General features: G+C 35.7%; 15 protein-coding genes. 5 read left to right on the top strand and 10 right to left on the bottom strand.

The features are described 5' to 3' along the window. Nucleotides 1–51 precede the first annotated feature (51 nt). From LIV57_RS05720 to LIV57_RS05685, 8 genes are all read right to left on the bottom strand, one after another. A complete protein-coding gene (locus LIV57_RS05720) occupies nucleotides 52–525 on the bottom strand; it encodes a hypothetical protein (RefSeq protein ID WP_227941815.1) in 474 nt (157 codons plus the stop codon). Between the two features lie 122 nt (nucleotides 526–647). After that, a complete protein-coding gene (locus LIV57_RS05715) occupies nucleotides 648–1,202 on the bottom strand; it encodes a hypothetical protein (RefSeq protein ID WP_227941814.1) in 555 nt (184 codons plus the stop codon). Further along, complete coding sequence (locus tag LIV57_RS05710) at nucleotides 1,199–1,858, bottom strand: hypothetical protein (RefSeq protein ID WP_227941813.1); 660 nt, start codon at nucleotides 1,856–1,858, stop codon at nucleotides 1,199–1,201. Before LIV57_RS05710 ends, LIV57_RS05715 begins: the two co-directional genes overlap by 4 nt. A 95-nt stretch (nucleotides 1,859–1,953) precedes the next feature. Next, the gene (locus LIV57_RS05705) at nucleotides 1,954–2,610 is read right to left on the bottom strand and encodes a hypothetical protein (protein ID WP_227941812.1); all 657 of its coding nucleotides are present in this window, start codon (nucleotides 2,608–2,610) and stop codon (nucleotides 1,954–1,956) included. 3 nt (nucleotides 2,611–2,613) lie between these two features. Then, nucleotides 2,614–9,357 (bottom strand): RHS repeat-associated core domain-containing protein, encoded by a 6,744-nt coding sequence (locus tag LIV57_RS05700; protein WP_227941811.1) that lies wholly within the window; start codon nucleotides 9,355–9,357, stop codon nucleotides 2,614–2,616. 8 nt (nucleotides 9,358–9,365) lie between these two features. Next, nucleotides 9,366–10,529 (bottom strand): lamin tail domain-containing protein, encoded by a 1,164-nt coding sequence (locus tag LIV57_RS05695; protein WP_227941810.1) that lies wholly within the window; start codon nucleotides 10,527–10,529, stop codon nucleotides 9,366–9,368. Between the two features lie 37 nt (nucleotides 10,530–10,566). After that, entirely contained in the window at nucleotides 10,567–11,904 is a 1,338-nt protein-coding gene (locus tag LIV57_RS05690; RefSeq protein WP_227941809.1) for a tetratricopeptide repeat protein, read from the bottom strand. Nucleotides 11,905–12,166: 262 nt separating this feature from the next. Continuing rightward, nucleotides 12,167–12,553, bottom strand: coding sequence for a winged helix-turn-helix transcriptional regulator (locus LIV57_RS05685; protein WP_227941808.1), 387 nt, complete (start codon nucleotides 12,551–12,553; stop codon nucleotides 12,167–12,169). A 165-nt stretch (nucleotides 12,554–12,718) separates the two neighbouring features. On the opposite strand from LIV57_RS05685, the gene LIV57_RS05680 reads away from it, so the two are divergent. After that, nucleotides 12,719–13,780 (top strand): NADH:flavin oxidoreductase, encoded by a 1,062-nt coding sequence (locus tag LIV57_RS05680; protein ID WP_110010443.1) that lies wholly within the window; start codon nucleotides 12,719–12,721, stop codon nucleotides 13,778–13,780. A 156-nt stretch (nucleotides 13,781–13,936) separates the two neighbouring features. Here the strand turns inward: LIV57_RS05680 and LIV57_RS05675 are convergent, their stop codons facing one another. After that, nucleotides 13,937–14,080, bottom strand: a complete 144-nt coding sequence (locus tag LIV57_RS05675; protein ID WP_227941807.1) for a hypothetical protein — start codon at nucleotides 14,078–14,080, stop codon at nucleotides 13,937–13,939. Nucleotides 14,081–14,316: 236 nt separating this feature from the next. Continuing rightward, the gene (locus LIV57_RS05670) at nucleotides 14,317–15,519 is read right to left on the bottom strand and encodes an aminopeptidase C (protein WP_202839256.1); all 1,203 of its coding nucleotides are present in this window, start codon (nucleotides 15,517–15,519) and stop codon (nucleotides 14,317–14,319) included. 205 nt (nucleotides 15,520–15,724) lie between these two features. On the opposite strand from LIV57_RS05670, the gene LIV57_RS05665 reads away from it, so the two are divergent. The 4 genes from LIV57_RS05665 (at nucleotide 15,725) to LIV57_RS05650 (ending at nucleotide 26,012) form a co-directional block, all read left to right on the top strand. Beyond that, nucleotides 15,725–16,243, top strand: a complete 519-nt coding sequence (locus LIV57_RS05665) for an RNA polymerase sigma factor (RefSeq protein ID WP_227941806.1) — start codon at nucleotides 15,725–15,727, stop codon at nucleotides 16,241–16,243. Nucleotides 16,244–16,255: 12 nt separating this feature from the next. Further along, nucleotides 16,256–18,655, top strand: a complete 2,400-nt coding sequence (locus LIV57_RS05660; protein WP_227941805.1) for a vWA domain-containing protein — start codon at nucleotides 16,256–16,258, stop codon at nucleotides 18,653–18,655. A gap of 64 nt (nucleotides 18,656–18,719) precedes the next feature. Beyond that, complete coding sequence (locus tag LIV57_RS05655) at nucleotides 18,720–21,488, top strand: hypothetical protein (protein ID WP_227941804.1); 2,769 nt, start codon at nucleotides 18,720–18,722, stop codon at nucleotides 21,486–21,488. 3 nt (nucleotides 21,489–21,491) lie between these two features. After that, on the top strand, nucleotides 21,492–26,012 hold the full coding sequence (locus tag LIV57_RS05650; RefSeq protein WP_227941803.1) for a TonB-dependent receptor plug domain-containing protein: 4,521 nt from the start codon (nucleotides 21,492–21,494) through the stop codon (nucleotides 26,010–26,012). Nucleotides 26,013–26,073: the final 61 nt, after the last annotated feature.

Genomic DNA, 26,073 nt, shown 5'->3' with positions numbered 1-26,073 from the left:
GCTCATTAAAGTATAATAAGTTACTATCAGCTATATTGAAAAAAATATAATCTAAGGAACTAAAGGTATTTTTGCAACAATACTATCTTCTAGGACTTTATATCCTTTAGACTCTAGTTCTTCAACATATTTTTCACAACCTAACAATGTTACAGTTTTTTTGTTATGAACAGAATTAGTAACTTCAAAATATTCATTACCTTTTGAATATTTATAAATACCTCTATTATTTACATTGTAATTCACTGATTGCTGTATAGTCTGGAAAGGCTTCAGTATAACTAATAATTCATGACATAGCCTATCATCTTTAGATACATAACCTTGTACAGCATTCATGTACGGCTCTAAGATTTTTCCATTTTCCGATACATAGGACTGTCCATAAAAGCCATATGGATCAATAATGTATGTATTATTTGTATTATTTTTTATTGTTTCTTTAATAATACTTCCCATATCCTTTGTTGGTAAATTATTCTGTGGAAGATAAATATCAACATCTTTGCTTTTGTTTATTTTCATTTGATTAGAGCAAAAGATAAATAATAAAGAAAACGGTAAAAACAACATTTTTTTCATAATTCTATCAGTTAATGATGTAACAAATTAAAAAAACAAAATATATTCTATACATCAATATAGAGCTATTTATAAGGTATGAGTTTTACTTTGCCTTTTAATGTCCCATCATAAATTTTGTATCCTTTAGTCAACAAACTGTCAACGTATTTTCTACAACCATAATAGTAAGGAGATTGTTTAGTATGTTCTGTTTCAAAATTAACTACATATTCCGAATCATCATCGACTTTATACCAACCTCTTAAAATTGAGAGATACAATATTGCATTCAAACTTTTCCCTGGAGGAATTAATAATATATTTTCTCTACATTCAGCGTCATCCCAATCTGCTGGCTTAGAAATAGGCTTCTGTAAATAAGGAGTTTGTATTTCTCCATTTTTATAAACTTCTCCGGACTTCTCCATAAATCCTTTGGTGTTAATAATATAACTTTTGTCTGTATTATTTATAATTAGAAAGGAATTCTTATTGTAATTACTGGGAGAGTCATTTATCATATTATCTTCGTTCATATATATTTTAAAGCAAGATTCATTATTTAGTAAAATTTGAGACTGTACTTTTATAGTTACAAACAAAGTAACAAGTGCTATTTTGAAAATTAAATTTCTCATCGTATAAAATTAAAAAGTGAAAGATGTATTTGCATTGAATTCATAATATGATTGTGGCCTATATCATTGATATATCCTCCATTCCATTTTGCTTCTTCCATATACGCTCTAGACTCTATGTAATCATGTCCTATAGAAAAATTATTCCAAAAACTCTGCACTCCGGACATAACATCTATGGAATGAATCATTTCATGTATAAAAGAGCCGCCGAGAGCATAATTATTTATGTCAGTAGATAATAATACCTTGCCATTAATTGGATTTGTTATACCATAATCTTTATGACCAGCCGTAGAATAAATCATTCCTTTCTTTAAACTTAAAAAACCCTTATATTCTTTTCCTTCCCATTGTGCTACAGTTTCCTCTGTAGCAAACTCTGCCCATTGTGCACTATTATCCCAGTATTCTTTAAAGATTATTTTAAGCTGATTTAATGTCTCTTGCGTTGCTTTTTTGGTTGGATCAATATTATGCTTTTCTAAGATTTTTTGTAATGGGTCTTTTCCGAAAGTAAGTACAGAAATATGTGCCAAGTGGTTCAATCCACTGGTAATAATTCCTTGTCTGAAACCTTCCCAGAAGTTTCCTCCTGCAATGGTAGAGGAGATACCGCCGGATAAGCCTCCCATGGCAAGCATTGTAGCCTTCATATAATCTCTTCCAAAGGTATTATAACAGTTCTTGTATCTGCTTAAAGTCTATGCTCATGCTTATATTCTGCTTAAAGAATATTTTTTAACTCTCTTTAATGAAATTTTAATGGTATTTTTTCTGTCTTTAATTTACCATGAAATATTTTGATGTTATTTCTTTTTAATGAGTCTAATTCATAATGAGTCAGGTGCTTTTTTATCTCAGTACTATCAAAGTTTAACCCTATCTGGATAAAATATTCCTTTTTCTTATCAAAGCTATAATAGGATCCTGATGTTTCTAAATCCTTTTTAAAAATTGAAATTTTCTCTGAGATTTCCTTTTCATCACCAGGACCTAAAACAAATTTCGATTTGGTAATTACCTTATATTTTTTAGCACCCCAATAATCTACTCGAAGGCCTTGGGCTAATAATCTCTTCCAGAGTAAGGAATCTTTGTGTTCATTGATTATATATTGATCCATTGCTTTTCCAGTAGGTTGTGCTTTGTCAATAAAAATATCGTTGTTTGGTGGTTCCTTTCCTTCTTTATCAGTTATCCAGATATTTCCTCCCAAATATCCCCATTCTTCACTACTAATAAATGAAGGCGGGTAAAAAATATATTTTATATCTGTTTCATTATTGTACACAAGACAGGATTTTTTGTTCGTTGGATATATTACATCACAAAAGCTAAGTGTCACCCCTTTTCGATTACAGCTCAAACATATTAAAACTGCCATTAGTAATATTAACTTTTTCATACTCTATTTTCCAAATTTTTGTAATAACACATTAGCCTCCGTCATATTGTAATTAGATTGCCCCACGGCCCAGTCATAGGTTCTCTGACTATCTGCATATACAGCATTCCAACTCATATAAATAGCTACTTCACTTTGATGTACTGAATAATTGTTAATAGCTGTTGTACCTGCACTCAGTTTTATCATACTTTGCCATGCTGCTTTTGAGCCATTTACTATCAGCCATCCATGCCACAATTCATGCCCTAAAGTTAAGGCAACATCAATATTTGTAGAACTTCCTTTTAAGTAAATTTTCATACTTAGACTTCCATCTCCATTTTCACTTGTTTGCCCAGAAAGCTGATCACGTTTTGGATGGTCTTTAAGTGTTACAGCATAAAGTTTTGTACCATGAAGGCGATTTAATAATGTTCTTAATATAGGAACATTCTGCATCATTTTCCACAAGTCTTCTGGTTTTCCAGAAAAATGTTCACTAGCATTTCCCATTACTCTCTTCACTTGGTTGTAAAGTCTGTCATAATTGCTTCTGTCAAAACTTTCTGCTGTTAAATGCCCCAAATGGTTCAATCCACTGGTAATAATTCCTTGTTTGAAACCTTCCCAGAAGTTTCCTCCTGCAATGGTAGAGGAGATACCGCCGGATAAGCCTCCCATGGCAAGCATTGTTGCCTTCATATAATCTCTTCCAAAGGTATTATAAACAGTTCTGGTATCGGTACTTGCACCAAAATTTATACCTAAACTCTGTATTCCGCTTGCCATAAGGGAAGAGATTGCCCCGCTCAATGCCCCTGCTTCAAATTTTCCGCCATCTATCGCAGACATAGCACCGCTTGTAAGGGCATGAGCCCCTGCCTCAAAGATAGCTTTTCCTATGGTAAGAACCTGGCCAAACAAGGAGGTAGCTGCAGCGCCTATCCCAAAGCTAATAGCTCCGGATACCGCTCCCATTACCGCTGCTTTCCCCAGGCCATACCATACCGGGATACCGCTTATCATATTCATAATGGCTTTGGTAGTAATAGCTACTGCCACCCCAATAATTACAGCTGCAGTAAGCGATATAAATTCATTACCATCTACATCTACATACAGCAAAGGATTATTGTATACATATCCGAACCGGTTATAGCTCTGGGTATTAAAAGGATCCTGTACCAGATTATCCGGGCTTAGAAATCTCCTCAGGAAGGGATCATACAGACGGGCATTCATATTGATAAGTCCGGTTTTCCAGAGATGTTCATGCCCTGTATATCCTCTGTCCAGGAATAATGTATAATTGCTGATGGCTGCAGGATCAGTAATCATCTGCCCTGCAGCATTTACAATGCCTTTAAGATTACCCCATGCATCAAAGAAACGTTTTTCCACTACCGAACCATCCGTTTTAGAGATGGCCACAATACTTCCTACATTATCACGGTGCAGGTAATAGTTTGCATTCTCAGCAAGTGTTCCTCCATTCAGTACTTCTTTTTTGATATAGTTGGCGGTGTAAGGATCTCCGGTAACGTAGGTGATAAGCTGAGTCTTTCCATTAGCTTCTTTGGTAATCTCTACTGCAAAATCAGATGAATAGAACTTTTGCCGCCCTGTAACAGAGGACTTCATAGAATACCTTGTTTTGAGAATGTTGTACTCAAAATTCAGGTCTTCCTTGCCCGGCAAAGTGATCTGAAGAGGGCTTTTAAAGGCATTATATTTTATGGCAGCAAAACCCCTTTGTGCATTTACATTCTGCCCGTTGGTATTGAAGTCAATTCCCTGAAGCCTGTAATCTGTTTCATTATAATTGTATTTACCAAGCTCTGTATTGGAAGTTATTCTTCCCCTCTTATCATAGGTATACTGGTTGGTTATGACACCATTTACAGCTTCCGTCAGCAGCCTGTTGAGCTGGTCATAGGTGAAATCCTCTTTCTTTCCAAAAATATTATTTTTCCTTAAGATCAGAATTCCCCTGTCTGAATTATGGAAATAATCTATGTCCATGGCTAAATTACCATTGTTGGTATTCTGATGCCTGATATTAAACAAAGAATAATCAAGATCATAGTATTGGTTGACCAGGGTATAGCCATTTCCATATTCAGTCTGTTTTATCTGCCCTCTCGCATTCATGTCAGACAAATGCCATATCATAGCTCCTGTGGCATTGTCATTCTGCTGGATCAGAACTCCATTGGTATCATATACATTTTTAACAGCAGAGCTTGAAGTATAGTTGGGGTTTACTAAGGTAGTAGACATACTTACAATATCGGCTCTTCCCAATGCATCAAAGGTAGTGGATGATGTATAAGTAAAGTCTGGAGTCTGTTCTTTCTTACCCTTTATCCTGAAATATTGATCATAATAAGTAGTGTAGGTAAACGTTTTTCCGTTGCTTAGTCCTGTAATGGTTTCAGGAAGCTTGGTCTGCCCGTTATAGGTATAGGTTTTCTCTATCGTTGTATTTTCAGCAGGAGTATTCCCATAGGTCTTCTCTGTAAGGGGTCTTCCCAGATCATCATAGCTGTACAAAGTATATCCTTTGGGGGTAGTTTCTTTGGTAAGTCTGCTTAAAGCGTCATACTGATAGGTGAAAGTTCCGGCAGAGGGATCTGTCATTTTTGTTTTATTACCCCAGCCATCAATTTCAAAGGTTGTTTTTATTCCTTCATAGTTTGTTTCCTTAATAGCGCCGTTAGGATAATAGTAATAGTTGATAACACCGCCCTGATCCTGCTGTCTTATGGTATGTCCCATAGCATCAAGGGTTTTGGAAGTCTTCTTAGTGACCAAATCATCTACGGTTACTTTCAGTCCTTCATAGCAGGTCATTATTTCGTGTCCTTTGTAGTCTTTATTCTTTACCGGACGACTCAGCTCGTCATATTCTATTGAATTCCACCTTACGGGTTCTCCTTCATAGAAAGGTTCTGAAAATCTGACTTTTCTGCCGAAAATATCATATTCGGTCTTTACAGCAGTCCATTTTCCATTAACAGACTGTGTTTTAGATTGAACCTCCCTGTCAAATTTATCAAAAGTAACAATAGTCTCTGTTCCTCCTTCTCTCTTCTTATGAAGATTATAAACACCGCCTGTGGAAGCATCGGCTGCAGATTTGGATATTGTTGTTTTCTTCCCAAGGAAATCAGTAATTTCTTTAATATTTCCCCATGAATCATATGCATAAGATGTGGTAAGTCCCAATGGAGATACTTCAGAAGATGTACGTCCCAGCGCATTAATGACAGCAGTGGAGTACAGCCCGTCCGGAGTAATAGTTTTATTTACATACCTGCCTGTGGTTTCATATTCATATGTAGTGGTTTGCGATGTTACCCCGGCAGCAGATAAAGTCTGGGTTTTCAGATTCCCGATGTTATCGTAAGTATATGCTGTAACAACAGGTGCTGCTCCGGCTTGGTTACCATATTTTCTTACCTGCGAAACACTTCCATCAGGAAAATAGTCAGATTCATCCCTGGTAGTAAAGGACAGTCCGTCTTTAGAAACTATGTTTTCTACAGAAGCTATTTTGCCATAGAAATAATGTTCTCCATTTGAAAATTCAGGTTTATAAATATAATTGGATATGGAAGACCCGGCTCCGCTGAAATCTGTGTAGACTGTCTTAAGCTTCAGGTCATCTGCTTCATCATATACATATTTTTTACTGATGGTAACTTTCTTAAGGTAATCCCTGGAAATTTCATCTGTGGCAAGGATCATGTATTGGTGGTTACCTTTATCAAATTTCTTATTAATACTTATATTCTCAGTAAAAAATTTATTGATTCCTCCATAGGTAGAGCTTGTCACCGCATTATCCATTTCCGGGTTTCTGGTTTGTATATTCCAGAAAACAGCATTTACAGGATTTTTATTGATGTATTTTCCATTTTTGATTTCAGATTCATATGCATCACTGGCATACGTTTTCTGGAAGCTCATAAAACCTTTCCCCTCCAGATGTTGTATGCCGTTTTCATATCGGTATTCTTTGGTCAGGATTTTTCCATCAAAGGTAGTATGGATTTTTCCTACCAGATAAAGAGCAGGATTGCTTTTATGTACATAATAAGGATATCTTAAATGATCCTGAGGTTTATAAAGATAGGTGACCTCACTTTTGTCAGTTGAGAAATATTTATCCTTAGGAACCATGTTTCTGTATTCAATCTTTTGTAAGACATCCGTACCATTATTTACCTCCTGAATTTGCTTTTCAAGGAAATTGCTGTTATCGATGACAATATCACTGGAAAACCCTACTAAAGGATCATAGATATAAATGCCGGATTGAGAAGTATTCAGATTGTCAAAGTTCCTGGTTGAAAGGATTAAGGAAAGTGGAGATATCTTATTATTCTCGATAGAAAATGTAGATAACTGCTGGAAAGTTCCTCCGTTCTGGATTTTATTTTCATAAAAATTAACCCGGTTAGCCATTACAGCATTAAACTGCTGATAGACAAGCGGTGCAGTCCTCAAGGTTAAGGTACTGCTCAGGTTATCTACCGGAACACCTGCCAGGGACCCATTGACATTATACTTAGCCTTTCCTATTTTATTAAAGGTGACAATATCTGAACGTCCGTCATTATTGAAATCAGTAATAATAATATTATGCGTAGAATATCTCGTATAAGCATACTCGTCGGGCTTTCCATTCCAGAACTTCTGCCAGAAAGTAGACCTTTTTATATAATTGCTCTGTGAGGGTTTCAGATACGCTATTTTCTGTTGGGTATAGTCATCCTGGTTCTTTACAAATGAAATTCCATTTCCGGTATATTTCCACCAAAGAAGCGTTTCAGTCTGCATTCTGTAATAGGTATCTGCCAATTTCAGTCCGGAATTATCATCTTCAGGAATTTCATATACTACCTGTGGAGTAATGAAATCAGTGAGCCCGTCACCATTGAAATCTCCCAGAAAAAGAGGAGTCTTACTTCCAAAATTGGAAAGAGCAGCATCTGATAGCAATGTATTTATGGTATTGTTGCTGAAATTGATCTTATAGACTGAATATTTTGCGCTATATTTATCTACAACAAGCAATTCAGGGATCCCATCACCATCAAATTCAATAGGATAAATATCTTTGCCATGAAGATATAGGGTTTCATTCAGGATGACAGGAACTGCCTGTACGGAAGAGCCTGAATTTTGTTTTCCTATTTCTACCCAATATAAACGATTCCCCCTTGTAAAGTCCTTCGGTTCTATAATTAAAAAGTCTACCAATCCGTCATTATTGAAATCACCCTGTACATATTCTCTTCTGGTTTCATCACGGGTATAGGATGTTTCATAGGTTCCGTCACGGTAGTTATCATAAGGATCCGGCGGTATATACGTCTGGACTTCTGCCAGGCCTCCCTTTACGGGGACAATTATTTTCCTTTGCTCTCCTGTAATCAGATTTTTAACTTCAAAACTGATTTCATCTTTCAACAGCTGGTTTGAAGAAATAGTTGGATTGCTTTCATCTGCTGTTCCAACAGAAGTTTCATTAACCACAATAAGCTGGTCTTTCTCCGTAATCTTATTATTAAAATCCAGTACTTTGCCGGAAAATAATAAAGTCCCGGAATTATTAGCAGAAATGCCGGAGACATGGGTAGAATAATCACCCGCACCGACCTTGATATCATAACCACCAGTAAGTCTTTCCTGATACACTGGCTGTAGCTTATTATCACTACTTAAAAAATCACCAAGGGTTACACTTCCCAGCCCTGTAGTATTGCTTCCTAATGTAGATTGTGGAATTCCATCGGTCATTTTTACTGTTCCCTGGGAAGAGGTATTATAATTGAAATTAAGCGGTTTCAGGCTTTCTCCATTCTCATTGTTGACAATAACGGTTCTTAAACGTTCCACAGTATTTCCTTCAATAAAATCATGAGAAAGACTGTATTTTCTATATAGCGGAGTATATAGAGAACCTGTATTTATTTCTGATAAAACTTTAGAAGTGATATAGGCTATTCCTTTTCTGAAAACCTGTATATTCTTTTGCCTTGCTTTATAGATAAAATTAACATAGAATTTATCATTAACAGTACTTGTACCTCCATATGAAATTTTTGTAACAGCAGGAACATTATTCTCCACCAGGTAGGCGTAGTGTATTTCATTATTGGAAGAGTCTGTAAAGGATGATATATAAAACTGACCTGTTACTAATTCCTTATATCGTGCAATCTTTCCATCAGGATACCAGATGATAAACTGATATTCTCCCGATGCAGGTTTGCTTATTCTAATCTTAGAAAATTTTTCTGTAGCAAAAACAGTTTCACTGATTTTGATCAGTCTTTGGCCATCTAAATAATAAGGATCTGTATTATCAAACTGGCTGCCTATCGTAATTCCATCTATTTCTTTACTTTTACCACCACGGGTAATAGTAGAAAGCCCTACAATATTCCATCCCCAACCAGCCTGTCCGTTTCCTGCCTGGCTACTATAGCTAAGTGATATATTGGGTTGAAAATTATTAAGTCCTTTTACAGGCTCAATAGGAAGTGTATAAGTAAGCGCTCCTGATTCACTGACACTCATCTCTGCTTTCACTGATGGATCCAATACATTGGATATAATTGTTTTTTGTGTAGCAACAAGATTTTCCCGGTAACCTGAAGTATTGTATTGTAACGGAATTTCTTTAACTTGCTGGGCTGGAAATAATGCCAGCAGGGCAAAGGAAATAAGTAGGGAATATATTTTTCGTCTCATCTGTGAAATTACCATTTTAGAATATTTTTAGATACTAACTGCCCGGAGGTTAAAATGAAATTAGCGATAAATGTTCCCGGAAGCTGATTCTGCATACTGAACGAAGTTGTATTGGTGCCGGGGTTATAACTATAGATCTGATATCCTGTAGAATTAAAGACCTGAAGACTTTGAATTTTACCCAATGCAGCTCCAGACCAGGAAATAGTCACATTGTAACCACTGGTAGAGGTAACAGGGTTGGGATATATGGTGATATTGTTTTTTATGTTTTCCAATTCATCGGCAGAAAAAACTGATGATCCTGAAACAGGAGTAGTACTGCCACTACAGTTCAAACCGGAAATCATATTCCCTGCACTATCATATGAGAAACAATTGTTTCCATTTCCACTATATGAACCTGGAGGAGACTGGGATATCCTTTCGATAGTGATAGGGCATATTTTATCAATTAGAAATTTTACATTATCTGACCAGTCCAGAAAGGAATAATAAGTCTGCTGTTCATCTTTAACTATAGCATCATAACTTTCCATATCAGGAACATATGTAGCATCCAAAGGATTGGGTGTATCCATTGTCATTAACGGATTAGGATGATACTGTATGGATTTTACAGTATAATAAGCAGCCGGGATTGTCCATACGTTGGGTATAAAATTTTTAGCTGGTTCAGTTCCAAACTCCCATACCATGGTACTTTTATCAAAAAATGTGTAGCCATTAAGAGAATATCCCAGTGTAACACGATCTTTTTTATTTCTTAAAAGAATCTGGTCCTGATAGATAATCTGACTTTCTTTTCCTGCTGTAGTAGTAAAAAGTTCCGGAAATATAGTTGTATTATACGGAAGTGTGGTATAAGCTACAATAAGAAACTGTCCTCTTTTAATGATCATTTCAGGAAACCAGAATATTCCCTGAAGGTCTTTTAAATACCAATTTTTGAGATTTATATCCTTATCACTGTAATTATAGATCTCAATAAATTCTCCCCTGTGGTGCTTTGAAGCATCAGTATATTCAGTAACTCCATTGACTATACTTTTAGTATGAAGAATTTCATTAAATGGAGTATTATTATAAATCTCAGTAATCAATAGCTGCGAATAAAAAAGGGTTCCGCCGCATATAAAAAGTAGAAAAGAAATAATAGATTTCGTTTTCATAGATGTGTTTTTTATTTAATTCTGACCTGGACCTTTGTTACAGATTGTTAATCAATCTTTGAAGATTTTGGGTATGGGTAATTTTGGCTAAATTTCTGTTCTGATTTATTAAGGCCAAAGCCTGTATGAGATTATCAGAAGATTCAATATAAGATTGGGGATTAGTAACAATACTTAATATTCTTTTTTTGCCTTCATCATCTCCACTTTTTGCATAATAGTTTGCTGCAAGCATATTCATACGGTCTATGTTATGTGTATTGGAAATCCCATACATAATCTTACATTGGATCAGCATTTTGACTTTGGCTTCATTAAGTTGACTATTCATTATGGCAAGTTTGATTTTCCGGGTCGTAAACTCAAACTTTTTATCAGGAGAATCTGCGTGGGTTTCTAAAAAGGACAATAATGTAGGTACTGAAGTAGTTACAGAGGTATGCTGATGCTGAGCTTTTTTTGTATAAGCATCGAATAAAGCCAATGCTGACCAAAAATTGTTTTTTAAAATATGATTTTGAGTTTCTATAGTTATTAATGTATCATATTTTTTTTGCAGTTTGGATAAATCCCGGATATATTTTAAAAATAACGGATCATTTTTATCTACCGTATTATAATAAGCAATTGCTTTATTTAAAGCTTCGGCATTATTTTTCTCTTTGCGGAGTCTTCTTACAGAAATCGCATAAAGTTCCCGGATGTGCCGAAGACGATCCTTAGAATAAGGTTTAGCAAGTAGTGTGTTAAGCTTCGCTTCTACCTGAGTGGTGCTCAGAATTTCAAACCTGTACTTAAAACTCTTTTGATGCTCCTTGCGATAGGATTTCAAAGCAGTATTCTGTTTAGGATTTTGAGTATCGGCATTCCATTCGAGAAGTCTGGAAATTTTAATATACTGCTTCTTTAGATTTTTGTTTCCAGGATCATTCTGAACGAGAACCTCGTATTTTTGTTGGATATCAGACAGCAATCTTCCATTGAAGTTAATAAGCTTTTTTATCTTTTTATTTCCAATAGAAGCTGTAAGATACTCTTTGTACAGACGCTGCTCAAGTTCTCTGTTATTGGGATTAGCGGAAAGTGCTGATTTTAGCATAATAATGACCTCCCATACTTTCTTTTGTGACAAAAGTGTTTTTCTCATACCATCATAAGCCCTTATCTCATTCGGAAATTGAGTGATGATTTTCTCATAGATCTGTTTTGCCTGATTATATTGTTTCTGCTTTCTGAGATCTGCTGCTGATTTTAATAAGGCATTAACATCCGTGGGAAGGAACTTTATCCTTTCTTTTGAGAATAAAAAACTAGGAATTAGAAGAGAAGCAAACCCTAAAGAACTTAGGGATAAAAATTTTTTTCTGGTTATCATCGAAAGTGTTTTTAAAGAAGGAGAAGAGAGGGTTACAAGCCTCCATTTTAGCACCACGAGAGTTATAAATTCAAATGTTTGACTTCTCCTTAATTGCAAATATAATATTATTTTTGAAATAAATTATATTTTTTTTAAAATAACACTTAATTATTTGCTTATTGTGTGGGTTTATGTATGTTATTTTATTAATTTGATGTAATTAATTAATTTTTACTATAAATTTGATTAAAATAAGTAATAAATTAATATCTCCCAGTCCTTAATTTTTTAGATTTTCTATTTTAATTGTCTTATTATCAGTATAACAATCCTCAGAAAATAATCCTTTCACCTGATATTTTGCTTCCCATTCCTCCAGTAAATAAAGAATAGGCAGCAGAGCCAATCCTTTTTCTGTAAGAGAATATTCTACTCGGGGAGGAAGTTCTTTAAACTCTTCACGGATCACCAATCCATCGGTTTCCATTTCCCTTAGCTGATCTGTCAATACCTTTCTGGAAATGACATTAATGCGTACTGCCAGTTCTCCAAAACGTAACTTTCTGTCTTTAATCACCAGAACAATAATAGGCTTCCATTTGCTTCCCAAAGCGGCCATGGCCTTACCCAGAGGGCAGCTGTATTGCATTAATTCATTCTTTTTCATAGAGAGATCTTTATTTTAATATCATATGAAACTGCAGTTTCATATGTTACTTTGATGTTACTAATGTAAGTTACTGCGAAGTTACCACTATTTTTTTAATAAAAGATACAAAAATGAACTATTATTAGTTACTTTGTGTAACAATTATAAAATATAAATTTAAATATGAGCACATCATCATTATTTAAACCGTTTCAATATAAGAATTTACAGCTTAAAAATAGGATTGTAATGGCTCCTATGACCAGAGCACAGTCTGACAATGGAGTTCCCACTCAGAATATTGCAGATTATTATGGAAGAAGAGCTGCTTCAGAAGTAGGATTGATTCTTTCTGAAGGAACTGTCATCAACAGACCCGGATCAAAAAATATGCAGAATATCCCGGATTTCTATGGAACAGAAGCTTTGAATGGCTGGAAAAACGTCATTGATACTGTACATCAGAATGGAGGTAAAATGGGTCCTCAGATCTGGCACGTTGGAGATACAAGAATGACAGAAGACTATCCGTTGGTTCCAATGGAAAAAGCTTCTACGATGACGATTGAAGATATCCAGGATACCATTGCACAGTTTGCTGCCTCGGCAAAGTCAGCGAAAGATCTTGGTTTCGACTGTATTGAAATTCATGGCGCTCACGGATACCTTATCGACCAGTTTTTCTGGGAAGTAACCAATACCAGAACCGATGAATATGGCGGTAAAACATTGAAAGAAAGAAGCAGATTTGCTGTAGAAGTAGTAAAAGCAATCAGAGCAGCAGTAGGAGAGGACTTTACGATTATTATCCGTCTTTCACAATGGAAACAGCAGGACTATAAAACCAGACTGGCATTTACTCCAAACGAAATGGAAGACTGGTTATTACCATTAAAAGAAGCAGGGGTGGATATTTTCCACTGTTCACAGCGTCGCTTCTGGGAACCTGAATTTGAAGGTTCTGATTTAAACTTTGCAGGATGGGCAAAGAAAATTACCGGGCAACCAACCATTACAGTAGGTTCTGTAGGTTTAAATGGTGATTTCCTTAATGCTTTTGCAGGGCAGGGAACAGAAAAAAGAGACCTTACAGAATTGATCAGAAGACTTGACAATGAAGAATTTGACCTTGTTGCGGTAGGTAGAGCTATTCTTCAGGATTACCAGTGGGTACAGAAGATCAAAGACGGCAATACAGAAGCTCTTCTGGACTTTTCAGCAGAAAGTATGGGCGTTTTATTTTAATATCAATAATAAATTGTGAATTCGTTTCGCAGTGTTTTTTTAACAGCATAATTTATTCATTTGCGAAAAGGAATTGACGATTCAATCTGGTATTAAATCAGCATAATTCACTTTATTTTATATTTAATTTTCACCTATTTATTAAAGAACCGGCTTTCAGGATTTCCTGAAAGCCGGTTTTGTAAATTTATGGACACCCAACTGAATCCAGGACGCATTTCCAGCGAGGAGGGATTCCATTGCTGCCAGGAATGTAGCAGGCTGTAGTCCCTTCCGGACAATCAGGAGCATTTCCACCATTGATTTTTTTTAGATCTGATTTTAATAATTTTCTTAGATTTTTCATAGGTAATAATTTGTTGATTTACACAAATATAATATTTTTTGAAAACGCAACAACACTTTACGGATAATAATGTGAAATACATTATTTAAATACGACAAGATAAAATAAACCCGCTCACAGAATTTTCATGAGCGGGTCTTAACAGATTTAAATATCTAAAACTGCCTCTAAATTGGCAGAAATGATTTCCTTATAAACCAATATTCTTGGTCGGTTTCAATTGTTTTAAGATACTTTTCGGGATGGCATTCTTGTGAACAAGGATTGCTGTTGATTTGTATTCAACATAAGGTCTTGTTACATAAATATATCCGGCAAAATCATTGGTTACACCCCATGAATTTTTCACCATATAATATTCTTTACCAGTCTGGTCTTTTGCCAAACCTACGATATGCATGCCGTGGTCATCCGTTGTAGAAAGATTATTAAGTGCTTTCTGACGCATGTCTTCAGTGATGCTTTTATCCTTTTTAGGCTCTGTGAATAAAGTCTGCTTGTTCTCAGCGGTAATCTGGTCAAGATCCATGTCCGGAACATAAGCTACCCCGTTTTTGTAAGAGAAATAAGGCTCAGAAACATCCGTTGCCCAACCTACAGAATATCCTTTATTTACAGCGTTATCAATAATTGCAGTAAGATCTTTCATCGGAACATTCCAGTCAGAATCGTGGCTCCAGTTATCAGGAATCGGAACTACAAATTTCTGAAAATATGGATAATCTTTATAAGAAGATAATTCCACATAATCTTCAGGGTTGATTCCTACTACTTCTTTAGCAAATGTTTTCGGAGTATAGTTTTTCCCTTCATAAGTGAAGTTGGCAGGTACTTTTCCTAAATATTCATCAAGAATAGCATCTACAGAATCCATCCAGTTATCTGTCAGTTTTCCTTTTGAAGAAGCCTGAACAAGGCTGTCAAGAACAGGTTTCAGTTTTCCCTGCATTTCCTTGAAGTTATTGGTAGTCTGTCCTGCTTTTAATCCTGTGTAAACATCCTGAGGAACTGCTCCGTACTTTTTGTACATATTGATTACGTCATGAAGTTCTCCTCCGTCACCCCAGCTGATAGCGCCATTATTCAAAACATATAATTTTGCTTTATCGTGGTAAGAATTTCTTGCGGTAAAGATTTCAGCAAGATCTACAGGTTTTTTGCCCATTCTCTGCATTTCAGATTCAAGGAAAGAGTTTCCGGAGTAGCTCCAGCAAGTTCCTGATGAACCCTGGTTCTTTACAGAAGTCGCACCTACGTCCTTTAACGTTGTGAACTGAAAATTAGCATTTTGTGATTGGTTGTTTTTTAACTTGTTGATTAAGTCATCTTGGGCAAACATCATACTTCCTGCAGACAAAACAAAAAGTAATGATGCAATTTTGGCATTTTTCATTACTATAAAAAGATTATTTGTATTAATAGTCGTTGATAATAGAGACTTGTTACACAAGGAAAAGTTAAATTTGAAATTAAAAAAAGACTCAAAAGAAGTAAGAAGTTGCTTTATATTTTATTTTTTAATTATTTTCTTAAAAAAGTTGATCATGTTTCCAACCCTTTCAAAAGTTTCCGCATCTATCATAGTATAACTCCTGACTATGGAACAAGAATTATTATTGGAATGCCAGCGTAGCAACCGCAATGCCCAGCGGAAGGTTTACGAGAAAATGGCGGGCAGACTCTACGCAGTCTGCAGACGCTATCTGAAAAACGACGAAGATATAGAAGAAGTATTGGCAGATACGTTCTATAAAATCTTTACGAAAATTACTCAGCTTCAGAATGCAGATACATTTGAAGCATGGGCAAGAAAAATTGCTGTAAATGAATGTCTGCAGAAATTAAGATCCAACAAAGGGATGTTTATTTCCCTGGAAGAAAACTTCACAGATCATTCTGAAGGAACAACGGAAAACCTTTCTCTGGAAAAAGATATTCTGAGCTTACTGAACTTTCTTCCTGAAGGCTGCAGAGCCATCTTTAATCTTTTTGCTATTGAAGGATATCCTCATAAAGAAATAGCGGCGATGCTTTCCATCAGTGAGGGAACATCAAAATCCCAGCTCAATTTTGCAAGGAAAAAGCTGCAGGAACTTCTCGTAAATCAAAACATTTAAACTTTTACAACAATGGAAAATAATCATATAGATCAACAATTCAATGAAGCTTCCAGACTTTCAGAAGAGCCAGCTGTTTTTCCTGGTTTTGAGAAGGTATGGGGGAAAGTTGAGGAGAAATTAGATACAAAAGAAGTGAAAAAGAGAACAATTCCTCTTTGGCTGCCCTATGGTATTGCAGCAAGTTTGATGATTGGCCTTGGGGCTTTTTACTTTATGAATAAAAAAGAGACTGCAGAACCTTTACAGCCTGTAATTGCAGAGAATACCAGTTCAAGTGGTCCGATTAACAAAACGGATATTGTAAAGATAGACAGGACTATCAAGGAGAATATCAGAAAAGAAGAATTGCCTGTAACGGTACCTCTTCCTACTGAACTTCAATCTTCATCAGTTGCAGGAATAGATCCGTATCAATCTCATCCTACCTGTAATATACCGTCAGTGGAAGCTTCTGACAGAGTAACAGCATCTCTGCCTCAGATATACAATGACACCTTAAAAACAAAAGAAATTGATGAAGTTGTTGTCACTGCTTATGGGATTAAAAAGAGTTATAAATCTGTTACCGCTTCCTCAACGGTTATGATTGCTTCTGCAGACAAAACTCCTGTGCATGCTCCGGCTGCCGTTTCTTCATTGCAGGGAACTGTTCAGGGAATTCAAATCAATGGATCAGGAAATCGGGGCAGCCATATCGCTCCTGGATATATTAAAAATAATCAGCTGATGATCAGAGGAGCTGCGTCTGTAAAATCGGAAAATAAAGCATTGTTTGTTATTAATGGAGTCGTAAAATCAGAGGCGGAACTCAGAAAATTAGACCCTAATAAAATTGAAAGCATAAATGTCTTAAAAGGTTACTCTGCTACTGCTATCTATGGAAGTAAAGCAGCAAATGGAGTAATTGTTGTAACCACCAAAGATCTTTCAAGAAGAGAAAGGAAAAAATTGGAAAAACTGCAGGAGGAGATCAGTAAACAGCGGCAGATCACTTCGGTTACTCAAAATAATGAAAGCTATGATGCTTTTGTTGAAAATCCTTTTGAACTGACCCGAAGCCAGCCGTTATCTACTTTCTCTATTGATGTTGATAACGCTTCTTATTCCAATGTCAGAAGGATGATTAATAATGGTCAGACAGTCGATAAAAATGCTGTAAGAATTGAAGAAATGGTTAATTATTTTAAATATGATTATCCTCAGCCTAAAAATGGAGATCCTTTTTCAATCAATACAGAATATAGCGATTCCCCATGGAATCCTAAACATAAATTATTTAAAATAGGTCTTCAGGGAAAAAATATTCCAATAGATAAACTGCCTGCATCTAACCTTGTATTTCTTATTGACGTTTCAGGCTCAATGAATGAAGAAAATAAATTACCATTATTAAAATCTTCCTTTAAAGTGCTGTTGAATCAGCTCAGACCAAAAGATAAAGTAGGAATTGTAGTCTATGCAGGAAGTGCAGGAATGGTTTTACCACCTACCTCAGCAGGAGAAAGAGATAAAATTATTGAGGCACTGGATCGTCTCCAGGCCGGAGGAAGCACAGCCGGAGGAGCAGGAATTGAGCTTGCTTATAAACTGGCGCAGGAAAGCTTTGTAAAAGAAGGAAATAATCGTATTATTATTGCAACTGACGGAGACTTCAATGTAGGGATGTCTTCCACTTCAGACCTTAAAACACTGATTGAAGATAAAAGAAAATCAGGAGTTTTCCTTACTTGTTTAGGTTTTGGAATGGGCAATTATAAAGACAATACACTGGAAACCCTTGCTGATAAAGGAAATGGGAATTTCGCTTATATTGATAATATGCAGGAAGCGAATAAATTTCTGGGGAAAGAATTTGCAGGAAGTATGTATGCCATTGCCAAAGATGTAAAAATCCAGATTGAATTTAATCCTGAATATGTAAAATCATATCGCCTGATTGGTTACGAGAATAGAAAACTGAAAAATGAAGACTTTGCAAATGATAAAATCGATGCCGGAGAATTGGGAAGCGGACACACTGTTACTGCTTTGTATGAGGTGATTCCTGCAGATGTAAAATCGAATTTCGCTCCTAAAGAAAGTACTCTGAAATATACCCGGAATACTTCATCGAAAGAATTTGGAGAGGAACTGGCAACGATTAAATTCAGATATAAAAAGCCTGATGGAGACAAAAGCATTGAGATAACTAAAGTGATTAAAGAAGATAAATCTTCAGTAAGTCCGGATTTTAAATTTGCCTCTTCCGTGGCCTGGTTCGGGTTAGTATTAAGAAACTCAGAACTGATTACAAAAAAAGATCTTTCCGATATTGAAAACCTTGCTAAACAGGGAAAAAGTAAGGATGAAGAAGGCTATCGTTCAGAATTTATAAGGCTGATAGAGAGCTATAAAACAATTCAAAAATAATTCATAAAAAAAGAAATTTCCCCGGAAATTTCTTTTTTTATATTTTTAAGCATACTAATAATTGATGAAAAAGAATTATTTGCTGTTATTGCCATTTACGATTACCTTATTACAGGCACAAAATTCACAATTGTACTATTCCGGAAAATTTTTAACATCTAAGGATAAAGAACAGAACTTTTTAAAGGTTTATAATAAAAACAGTGGTATTTATGAACTGACTGATGAAAAGGGATTTGCCATTATTGCAGCTAAACCTTATGATACCCTAGTGTGGAACCAGGGGAAAAATACCCATGTTATTTCTTCTTATGAACTCAGGGAATTAAAAACGATTCTGGAAAATCAGGCAAGAAATAAAAGTGTAGATAATATTTACAGTAAAGCCTATGACAGTCTTGTTTCAAAGGAGATTAAAGACGATTTCAGTATTGAAAAAACCAAAACCCGACTCAGTAAAAGATCACATTCTTATTTTGATAAAATAAGAAAATTAAAGCAGAAGAATGATAGTGTTTATGTTTTAAAAAGGATCAATAAGACAACATTGCTTTTTAACGGAAGCTTTACCACGTCTTTTGATATTAAAAGCAGGAATGCTGTCCCGGGGACTCAAAATAAGTATGTCCAGGGAAGATCTGAAAATGGAAATCTTGTTTGGAAAGGCCCTGAAACGAATGAAATGTTCAGTTTTGGACCAGAGCTATCTACCCTTGGATTTAACGGATTACCTTATGAGTATGATCAGAATGGAAAACTGATTCCATGGGTTGATGGACTTCAGGGTGCAAAAAGATATGATAATAACCTTTTTAAAACCACAGTAGGTTATAATAACCAGTTGAATCTAAATGCTTTTATACAACAGGGTAACAATGAAAAACTCCGTCTTGCCCTGAATCTGGGGCAGCAAAAGAACCAGATGTATTTTATGGATCAGTTTGATATTACCAATACCCTTAAAGCAAAACTGAATGCAGATTTGGGTAGATATTCCATTAATCTTGCTTTTAACTACGAAGAAGATAAAGCTACGAATACCAATAGAATAGGGCTGTTCAACAGAGCTTACCAAAACTCATTGTTAACGCCGGTTTCTTTTTCAAATGAACAAAATACTCTCCTGAATAACGGTTCGCAGAGAAGCTACAGCCAATATGCAGACAATCCTTCTTTCCTTTTGGAGCAGGATAGCCGATACCGCTATAAGAATCGGGACAGACAGTTGAGTCTCAGCGTAGCGAAAGACTGGGATCAGTTTAAACTGAATATTACTCAGTCCTATGAAAGTATTACTACCTGGAATCAGGACCAATATAAACCTTCTATTTATGGTTTCATCAGCGGTGTATCGAATGAAAGGATTCAAAACAACAGCTCCTATCATTCCAATATACAGGGCTCTTATTCATTGGGAAACTATGACTTTAGAAATACTTTCAGCCTGAATTTTATTTTAAATGATAAAAAATCCGACATTTATAACAGCCTTACCCATCAAAGATATCTCTATCAGAGAACTTCACAGGATCATATTTTTAATTATAATATGAATATCCGCGATTATGATTTCGAAGCAGGTTTTAATCTCGGGAATTCATTTTACATATCCAATACTTCACTTAAAAATAATTATTGGCTTCCAAAAGCTAACTTTTATCTGAAGTTCAATGAGATCTTCAATTGGTATAATTACAATTTTAAATTGTTGGGAAGCTACACACAATTAAGCTCCGAGCCGGAAATTACAAGATCCTATGCTTCGTATTCTAGTACTTTGCTGAAGGCGGAAAATTATAATCAATACTTTCCGGTACAGGAAGTAGAAAGTTTCCGGGGTTTATCAAATATTGATACTCGGGAATGGAAGATTGGAGCCAGGCTGAATCTTGGATATAAAATAAGTGTAGATGGAGAATATTTTAATAAAAAGAATACTGACGATATATTTCCTATCTTTGAAAACAATCAGCTGAGGTTAAAGAATGTAGCAGATCATACCTACAGCGGATATGAATTCAATTTTGCTTACGAACGATTACGTCTGGGATACGATATGTATACCACCCATAAAGTTTCCTTTTTCAAATATAAAGATATTGTAGACCGCATGGCTCCCGGATATCAGAACCTTGCCGTTTCGGGATTTAAAGACATTTACAAAACATTGGCAGAAGGTCAGGTTTTGGGTGCTGTCATGGGCAGTTACTTTGAAAGAAATGCAGCCGGACAACTGATCATTGATGAGTTTGGGTTTCCTAAAAAAGCAGACGGAATGAAAATTATTGCAGATCCTACACCGGATTTTGTGATGAAATTCAATCACAGTTTTGCCTATAAAAACTGGTCTTTAGATATCAATTGGGAATGGAAAAAAGGAGGCCACCTTTGGAACGGGACACAGGCGGTTCTCGATTACTACGGTCGTTCTTACGGCTCAGGAGAAGAAAGGAATATCAAAAATTATATTTTTGAAGGTGTACAGGCCAATGGAACTGTCAACCAGATTCCTGTGGATTTCTATGATCCCAACCAAAATGTTATGGAAAACAGATGGTCGAGGTACGGTTATTTAGGCGTGGCTGAAAATTACGTTCAAAAGGCAGATTATATAAGAATAAATAACCTTTCACTTTCCTCAGATTTCCCTATTAACAACAGGAAACAGAATCTTAAACTGACTTTTTATGTAAACAATATCATGCTCTGGCAGGCTAATAATGGGGTAGATCCCAACCAGAATTTCTACGATATGAGCAATGGAAGAGGATTGGATTTTTTTAATCTTCCTTCCTTTAAAACATTTGGCTGTATTGTTTCATTTAAATTTTAACTCATGAATCTCAAGTTTATATCCAACTATATCATCCTGCTGTGCTTATTGTTTTCAGCCTTTTCTGTGAAAGGCCAGCAACCATTTCAGGATTTTGAAAAAGAAAAAACCTACATCCAGACCAATCATGTTTTTTATAAACCTGGGGAGCAAATGTATTTTAAAATATATGTTGTAAAAGGGAATAATAATTTACCTGTCGAAGAAAGCAGAGTCGTAAATTTCGAAATAACAGACCCTGCAGGAAGTGTTGTGAGAAAATTGAAATATGAAATTACCAATGGATACGCCCGGGGAGATTTCTATTTTGCTGAAGACATGAAGGGTGGCATCTATAAAATCAGAGCTTTTACCAACTGGATGCAGAACGAAGAAGGGAAAAATACCTTCGAAAAAGAAATTACCCTCCAGAAAATTGTATCTCCAAGAATTTTAATGAAACTGGATTTTCCTAAAAAAGGATATGGCCCTGGAGATGAGGTAAGTGCTGATTTTTCAATGAGAAGTCTTAGCAATCTTCCGATTCCTTTTTATGAAGCAGATTACACCGTAATGCACAACGGAGAAACGGTTTCAGAAGGAAAACTTATTACCGATAAAGAAGGTAGAAAACTGTTGACCTTTAAGCTTCCTGAAGTTTTGAAATCCTCTGACGCTCTTTTGAATATCAAGGTGAATTTTGACGGATTTACCGAATCCATCTCCAGAAATATTCCTGTTGTCCTGAATAATCTGGATGTGAAATTCTTACCTGAAGGCGGAACTTTTGTCAATGGAATAGAACAGAATATCGCTTTTAAAATTCTGGATGAGTTTGAAAAACCTGTAGATGCTGTTCTGGCAGTTTACAATCAGAATCACAAAAAAATAAAGGAAATTTCAGCCTATAATTTCGGAATGGGAAACTTCCGGTTTACGCCTAAAATAAGAGAAACTTATTATGCAAAAGTGCTGAAACCGGAAAATATTACCCAGACTTTTAATCTCCCGGTAGCAAAAAATGAAGGACTGGTTTTGAATATTCGGAATGAAAATAAAAACCTGAATGTTACCATCGTTTCTACCCGGGAAAAAACAATTACCCTGTTGGGAAGTTTCCGCGGTAAAGACGTTTACAGCAAAATCATTTCGCTGAAAAAAGGAATGAATTCTTTAAAAATTTCAGAAAAGGATTTCCCTACAGGAATCTGCAGGTTCACCGTTCTGGAAAACAGTATGCCGATTGCAGAAAGGATTGTTTTCGCTAATAAAGTAAACCAGCTGAATATAAAAGTTACCCCTATAAAGCAACATTATCTGCCGAGGGAAAAAGTGATGCTGAATATTGAAACTACCGATGAAAATAATAAACCTGTTCCCGCTAATCTTGGAATAAGTGTGGTAGATGATAAGCTATGGACATATGCTGATGATAAACAGAATCATATTATTTCCTGGCTTTTGATGGACTCTGAGCTCAAAGGGAAAATTGAAAAACCTCAGTTTTATTTCGATAAAAAAGAAGAAAAAGCAGATAAAAGCTTAGATCTTGTGATGCTGACAAACGGTTACCGATATTTTGAGCCTATTCCGGAAATTGTGAAGAGCAATAAATACAAATACCTTCCTGAAAAGAAAAACACAATCTATGGCGTGGTAGAAGATGAAAACAAAAAACCGGTGAAAGCAGATGTTTTTCTTTTGGATACCTATAATAAAAAGATCCTCAAACAGACTGTTGCTGAAAACGGGAAGTTTTATTTTTCGGATTTAAATGCAAATAATTTTTATAAAATTATTGCAAAGTCTTTTCAGCCTAAACATCAGCTGAAAATCAGAATTCTGTCTTATAATCTGGATATTAATCCTTTAGCGAAACAGAAGCTTACCCATATAGACGTAGAAGAAATTGTAAAGGAAGCTGAAAGAAAAGAAGAAGTAAAAAAAGAAAACAGAAACAATACCAGTCAGCTGAATAATCCCGGCAGATCAAAAACCGATACCATCAGTAGAAATAAGAGTATTGAAGAAGTAATTGTTGTGGGGTACGGTGTAAAGAAAGATCAATTAACGGTTGCTTCTACCACAGTATCTTCTTCTATGGAAATGCAGAATGCCAGCGTAACTTCTCTGTTGAGTGGAAAAGTTGCCGGATTAGTGGTCACAAGTGCCGGGCAGCCGGGAGCGGGAGAACAGATCAATATCAGAGGAACGGCCTCTATTACCAATAAGAACCCGCTATTCATTGTGGATGGTATTCCTGTCGAAAACTTTAATACGACGATCAATCCAAATGATATCAACAGTATTACCGTTTTGAAAGATGCTGCGGCTACCGCTATTTACGGAAGCAGAGCTGTGAATGGAGTGGTGATCGTCAACTCATCCAAAAATAGAAAATCAGAAATAAGTTTTGATATTACACCGAAATCTTACCTTGCCATAGAAGCCGTGCCTTATGGAAAACTAATAGCATATGAGGGGGCAAGAGAATTCGTTTATCCTGAGTATAAATCCACCAATACCTCTTACCGTTTTGATTACAGAGAAGCGCTTTACTGGAATCCGGTAGTAGAAACCGATAAAAGCGGAAAAGCAAAAGTGGAGTTTTATAATTCAGATGCGAATTCCACTTTCAGAATTATGACAGAAGGAATTGCCGCGTCAGGACTTTTGGGAAGAGATGAAACAACATATGCTGCCCAGAGTCAGATTTCGATAGATACTAAAATTCCTCAGTACCTGACGAGAACAGATCAGATGACAATTCCTGTGGTTATTAAAAATAATTCTTCTGAAACGCGTAAAATGACCATGGACGTTATTGTACCGAACCATGTGAAACTCATCAGTTCTGATAGTCTTATCACTCTGAAACCATTAGAATCAGGAAGATTATTTGTGAAAATACAGGTTGATGAGATTGTGAATTCTGATATTCAGTTTTCAGTGAGATCAGGAGATTTCAGAGAGACAATGATTCTTCCGTTTAAAGTAGAAGAAAAAGGATTTCTCCATCAGTTTTCCATCATTAATAATAAAACAGAAGATCTCAAAATCAATATACCGGGGTATATCAATGGAAGTCTGTATTCATCCTATTATGTATTTGAAAGTACGGCTTTGAAGATGTTTGGAGACATAGAGCAACTTAAAAAGGAACCTCATGGATGTTTTGAACAGCTTTCCTCAACAGTATATCCTAACATTTTTATTCTTGATTATTTAAAATCAAATAAAAAAATAGACACCGCAACTGAAAATCTGGTGATAAAAAACCTGAAAAAAGGCTTCCAGAAGCTGCTGAGTTATAAAAATAAAGACGGAGGTTTCGGATATTTCAGCTCCGCAGAATCAGATGTTGCCCTTTCAGCATTCGCATTACTGGAATTTACGGAGTTAAAGAAGTATGTGAACCCGGATGCTAAGCTCATCCAGGGACTTTCCTCATTTATTTTGTCAAAAAAGAATGCAAACGGATTATTCGAAGTAAGAAAACCCTATGAATCCCAAAAAGACTTTTCTGAATTTTCCTGGTCGAGAAATATGTATGTTGTATATGCTTTATCCAAACTGGGCTTTAAAAATGAAATTGAAGATTCCTTTCAGGTATTGCTGAAAAGAGCTTTGGCTACAAAAGATTCTTATCAATTGGCTTTACTTGCTAATGCAGCAGCATATCTGGGGAAACAAAAAGAATATGACGATATGATAGACATTCTGGACAAACAATATGAAACAAAGAAGGTAAAATCTGAAGTTACTTTTACTGGTTCATGGGGAATGTCTGCAGATGCAGAAACACTTTCATTATATATTATTGCGCTTCAGAAAGATGAGAAACTCAATCAGTTGAAAATCGCTGAAGCAGTTGATCAGCTTATTGGTTTGAATAGCTATTTCGGATTCGGATCTACGCAGGCCACAACACTGGCAATCCAGGCATTATCTGATTTTTTCTCTAAAAATGACAAGTTGTATGGAACTGAAAAACCGCTGATTACCATTAATAAAGCTCAAACCTTACCTATGATAAGTACTTCATCAGCGTTTAAAGCCGGAGAAAATACGATTAATATTCATTATCCAAATAAGAATGGGCTGCCTTATAAGCTGGAATATCAATATTACACGCTTCAGGCTCCGGAAAGCAAGGATATTCCTCTTACCATGGAGACCAAATTAAAATCCGGAATGTCAAAAACAGGGGAGACCAGGAGAATGACCATTACTGTAAAAAATAAAATAAACGGTGAGCTGCCGATGACCATAGCAAAGATTGGTATCCCGGCAGGACTAACGCTGCAAAATGCTTTACTGAAAGATATGGTTGATAGAAAACAGGTTTCTTACTATGAAATTTTCGATAACTATCTGGTTTTATACTGGGAACATTTCAATGCTGAGGAAACAAAGACTATTAATCTTGATCTCAAAGTAGAATTTGCCGGAACGTATACAGGAAAATCGAGTAACGTATATCTGTATTATATGCCGGAAGCAAAATATTGGAACCAAGGGATTACAACCACTATTGAGCCTTAATTTTTATAAACCGAAACAGACATCTATTGATCCTTGTCAAGGTTTTAAACCTTGACAAGGA

The sequence above is a fragment of the Chryseobacterium sp. X308 genome (assembly GCF_020733145.1).
In the GTDB taxonomy this organism is placed as follows: Bacteria; Bacteroidota; Bacteroidia; order Flavobacteriales; family Weeksellaceae; genus Chryseobacterium; species Chryseobacterium cupriresistens.
The sequence above is the reverse complement of the archived record's forward strand: the minus strand, read 5'-3'. Positions and strand labels throughout refer to the sequence as shown.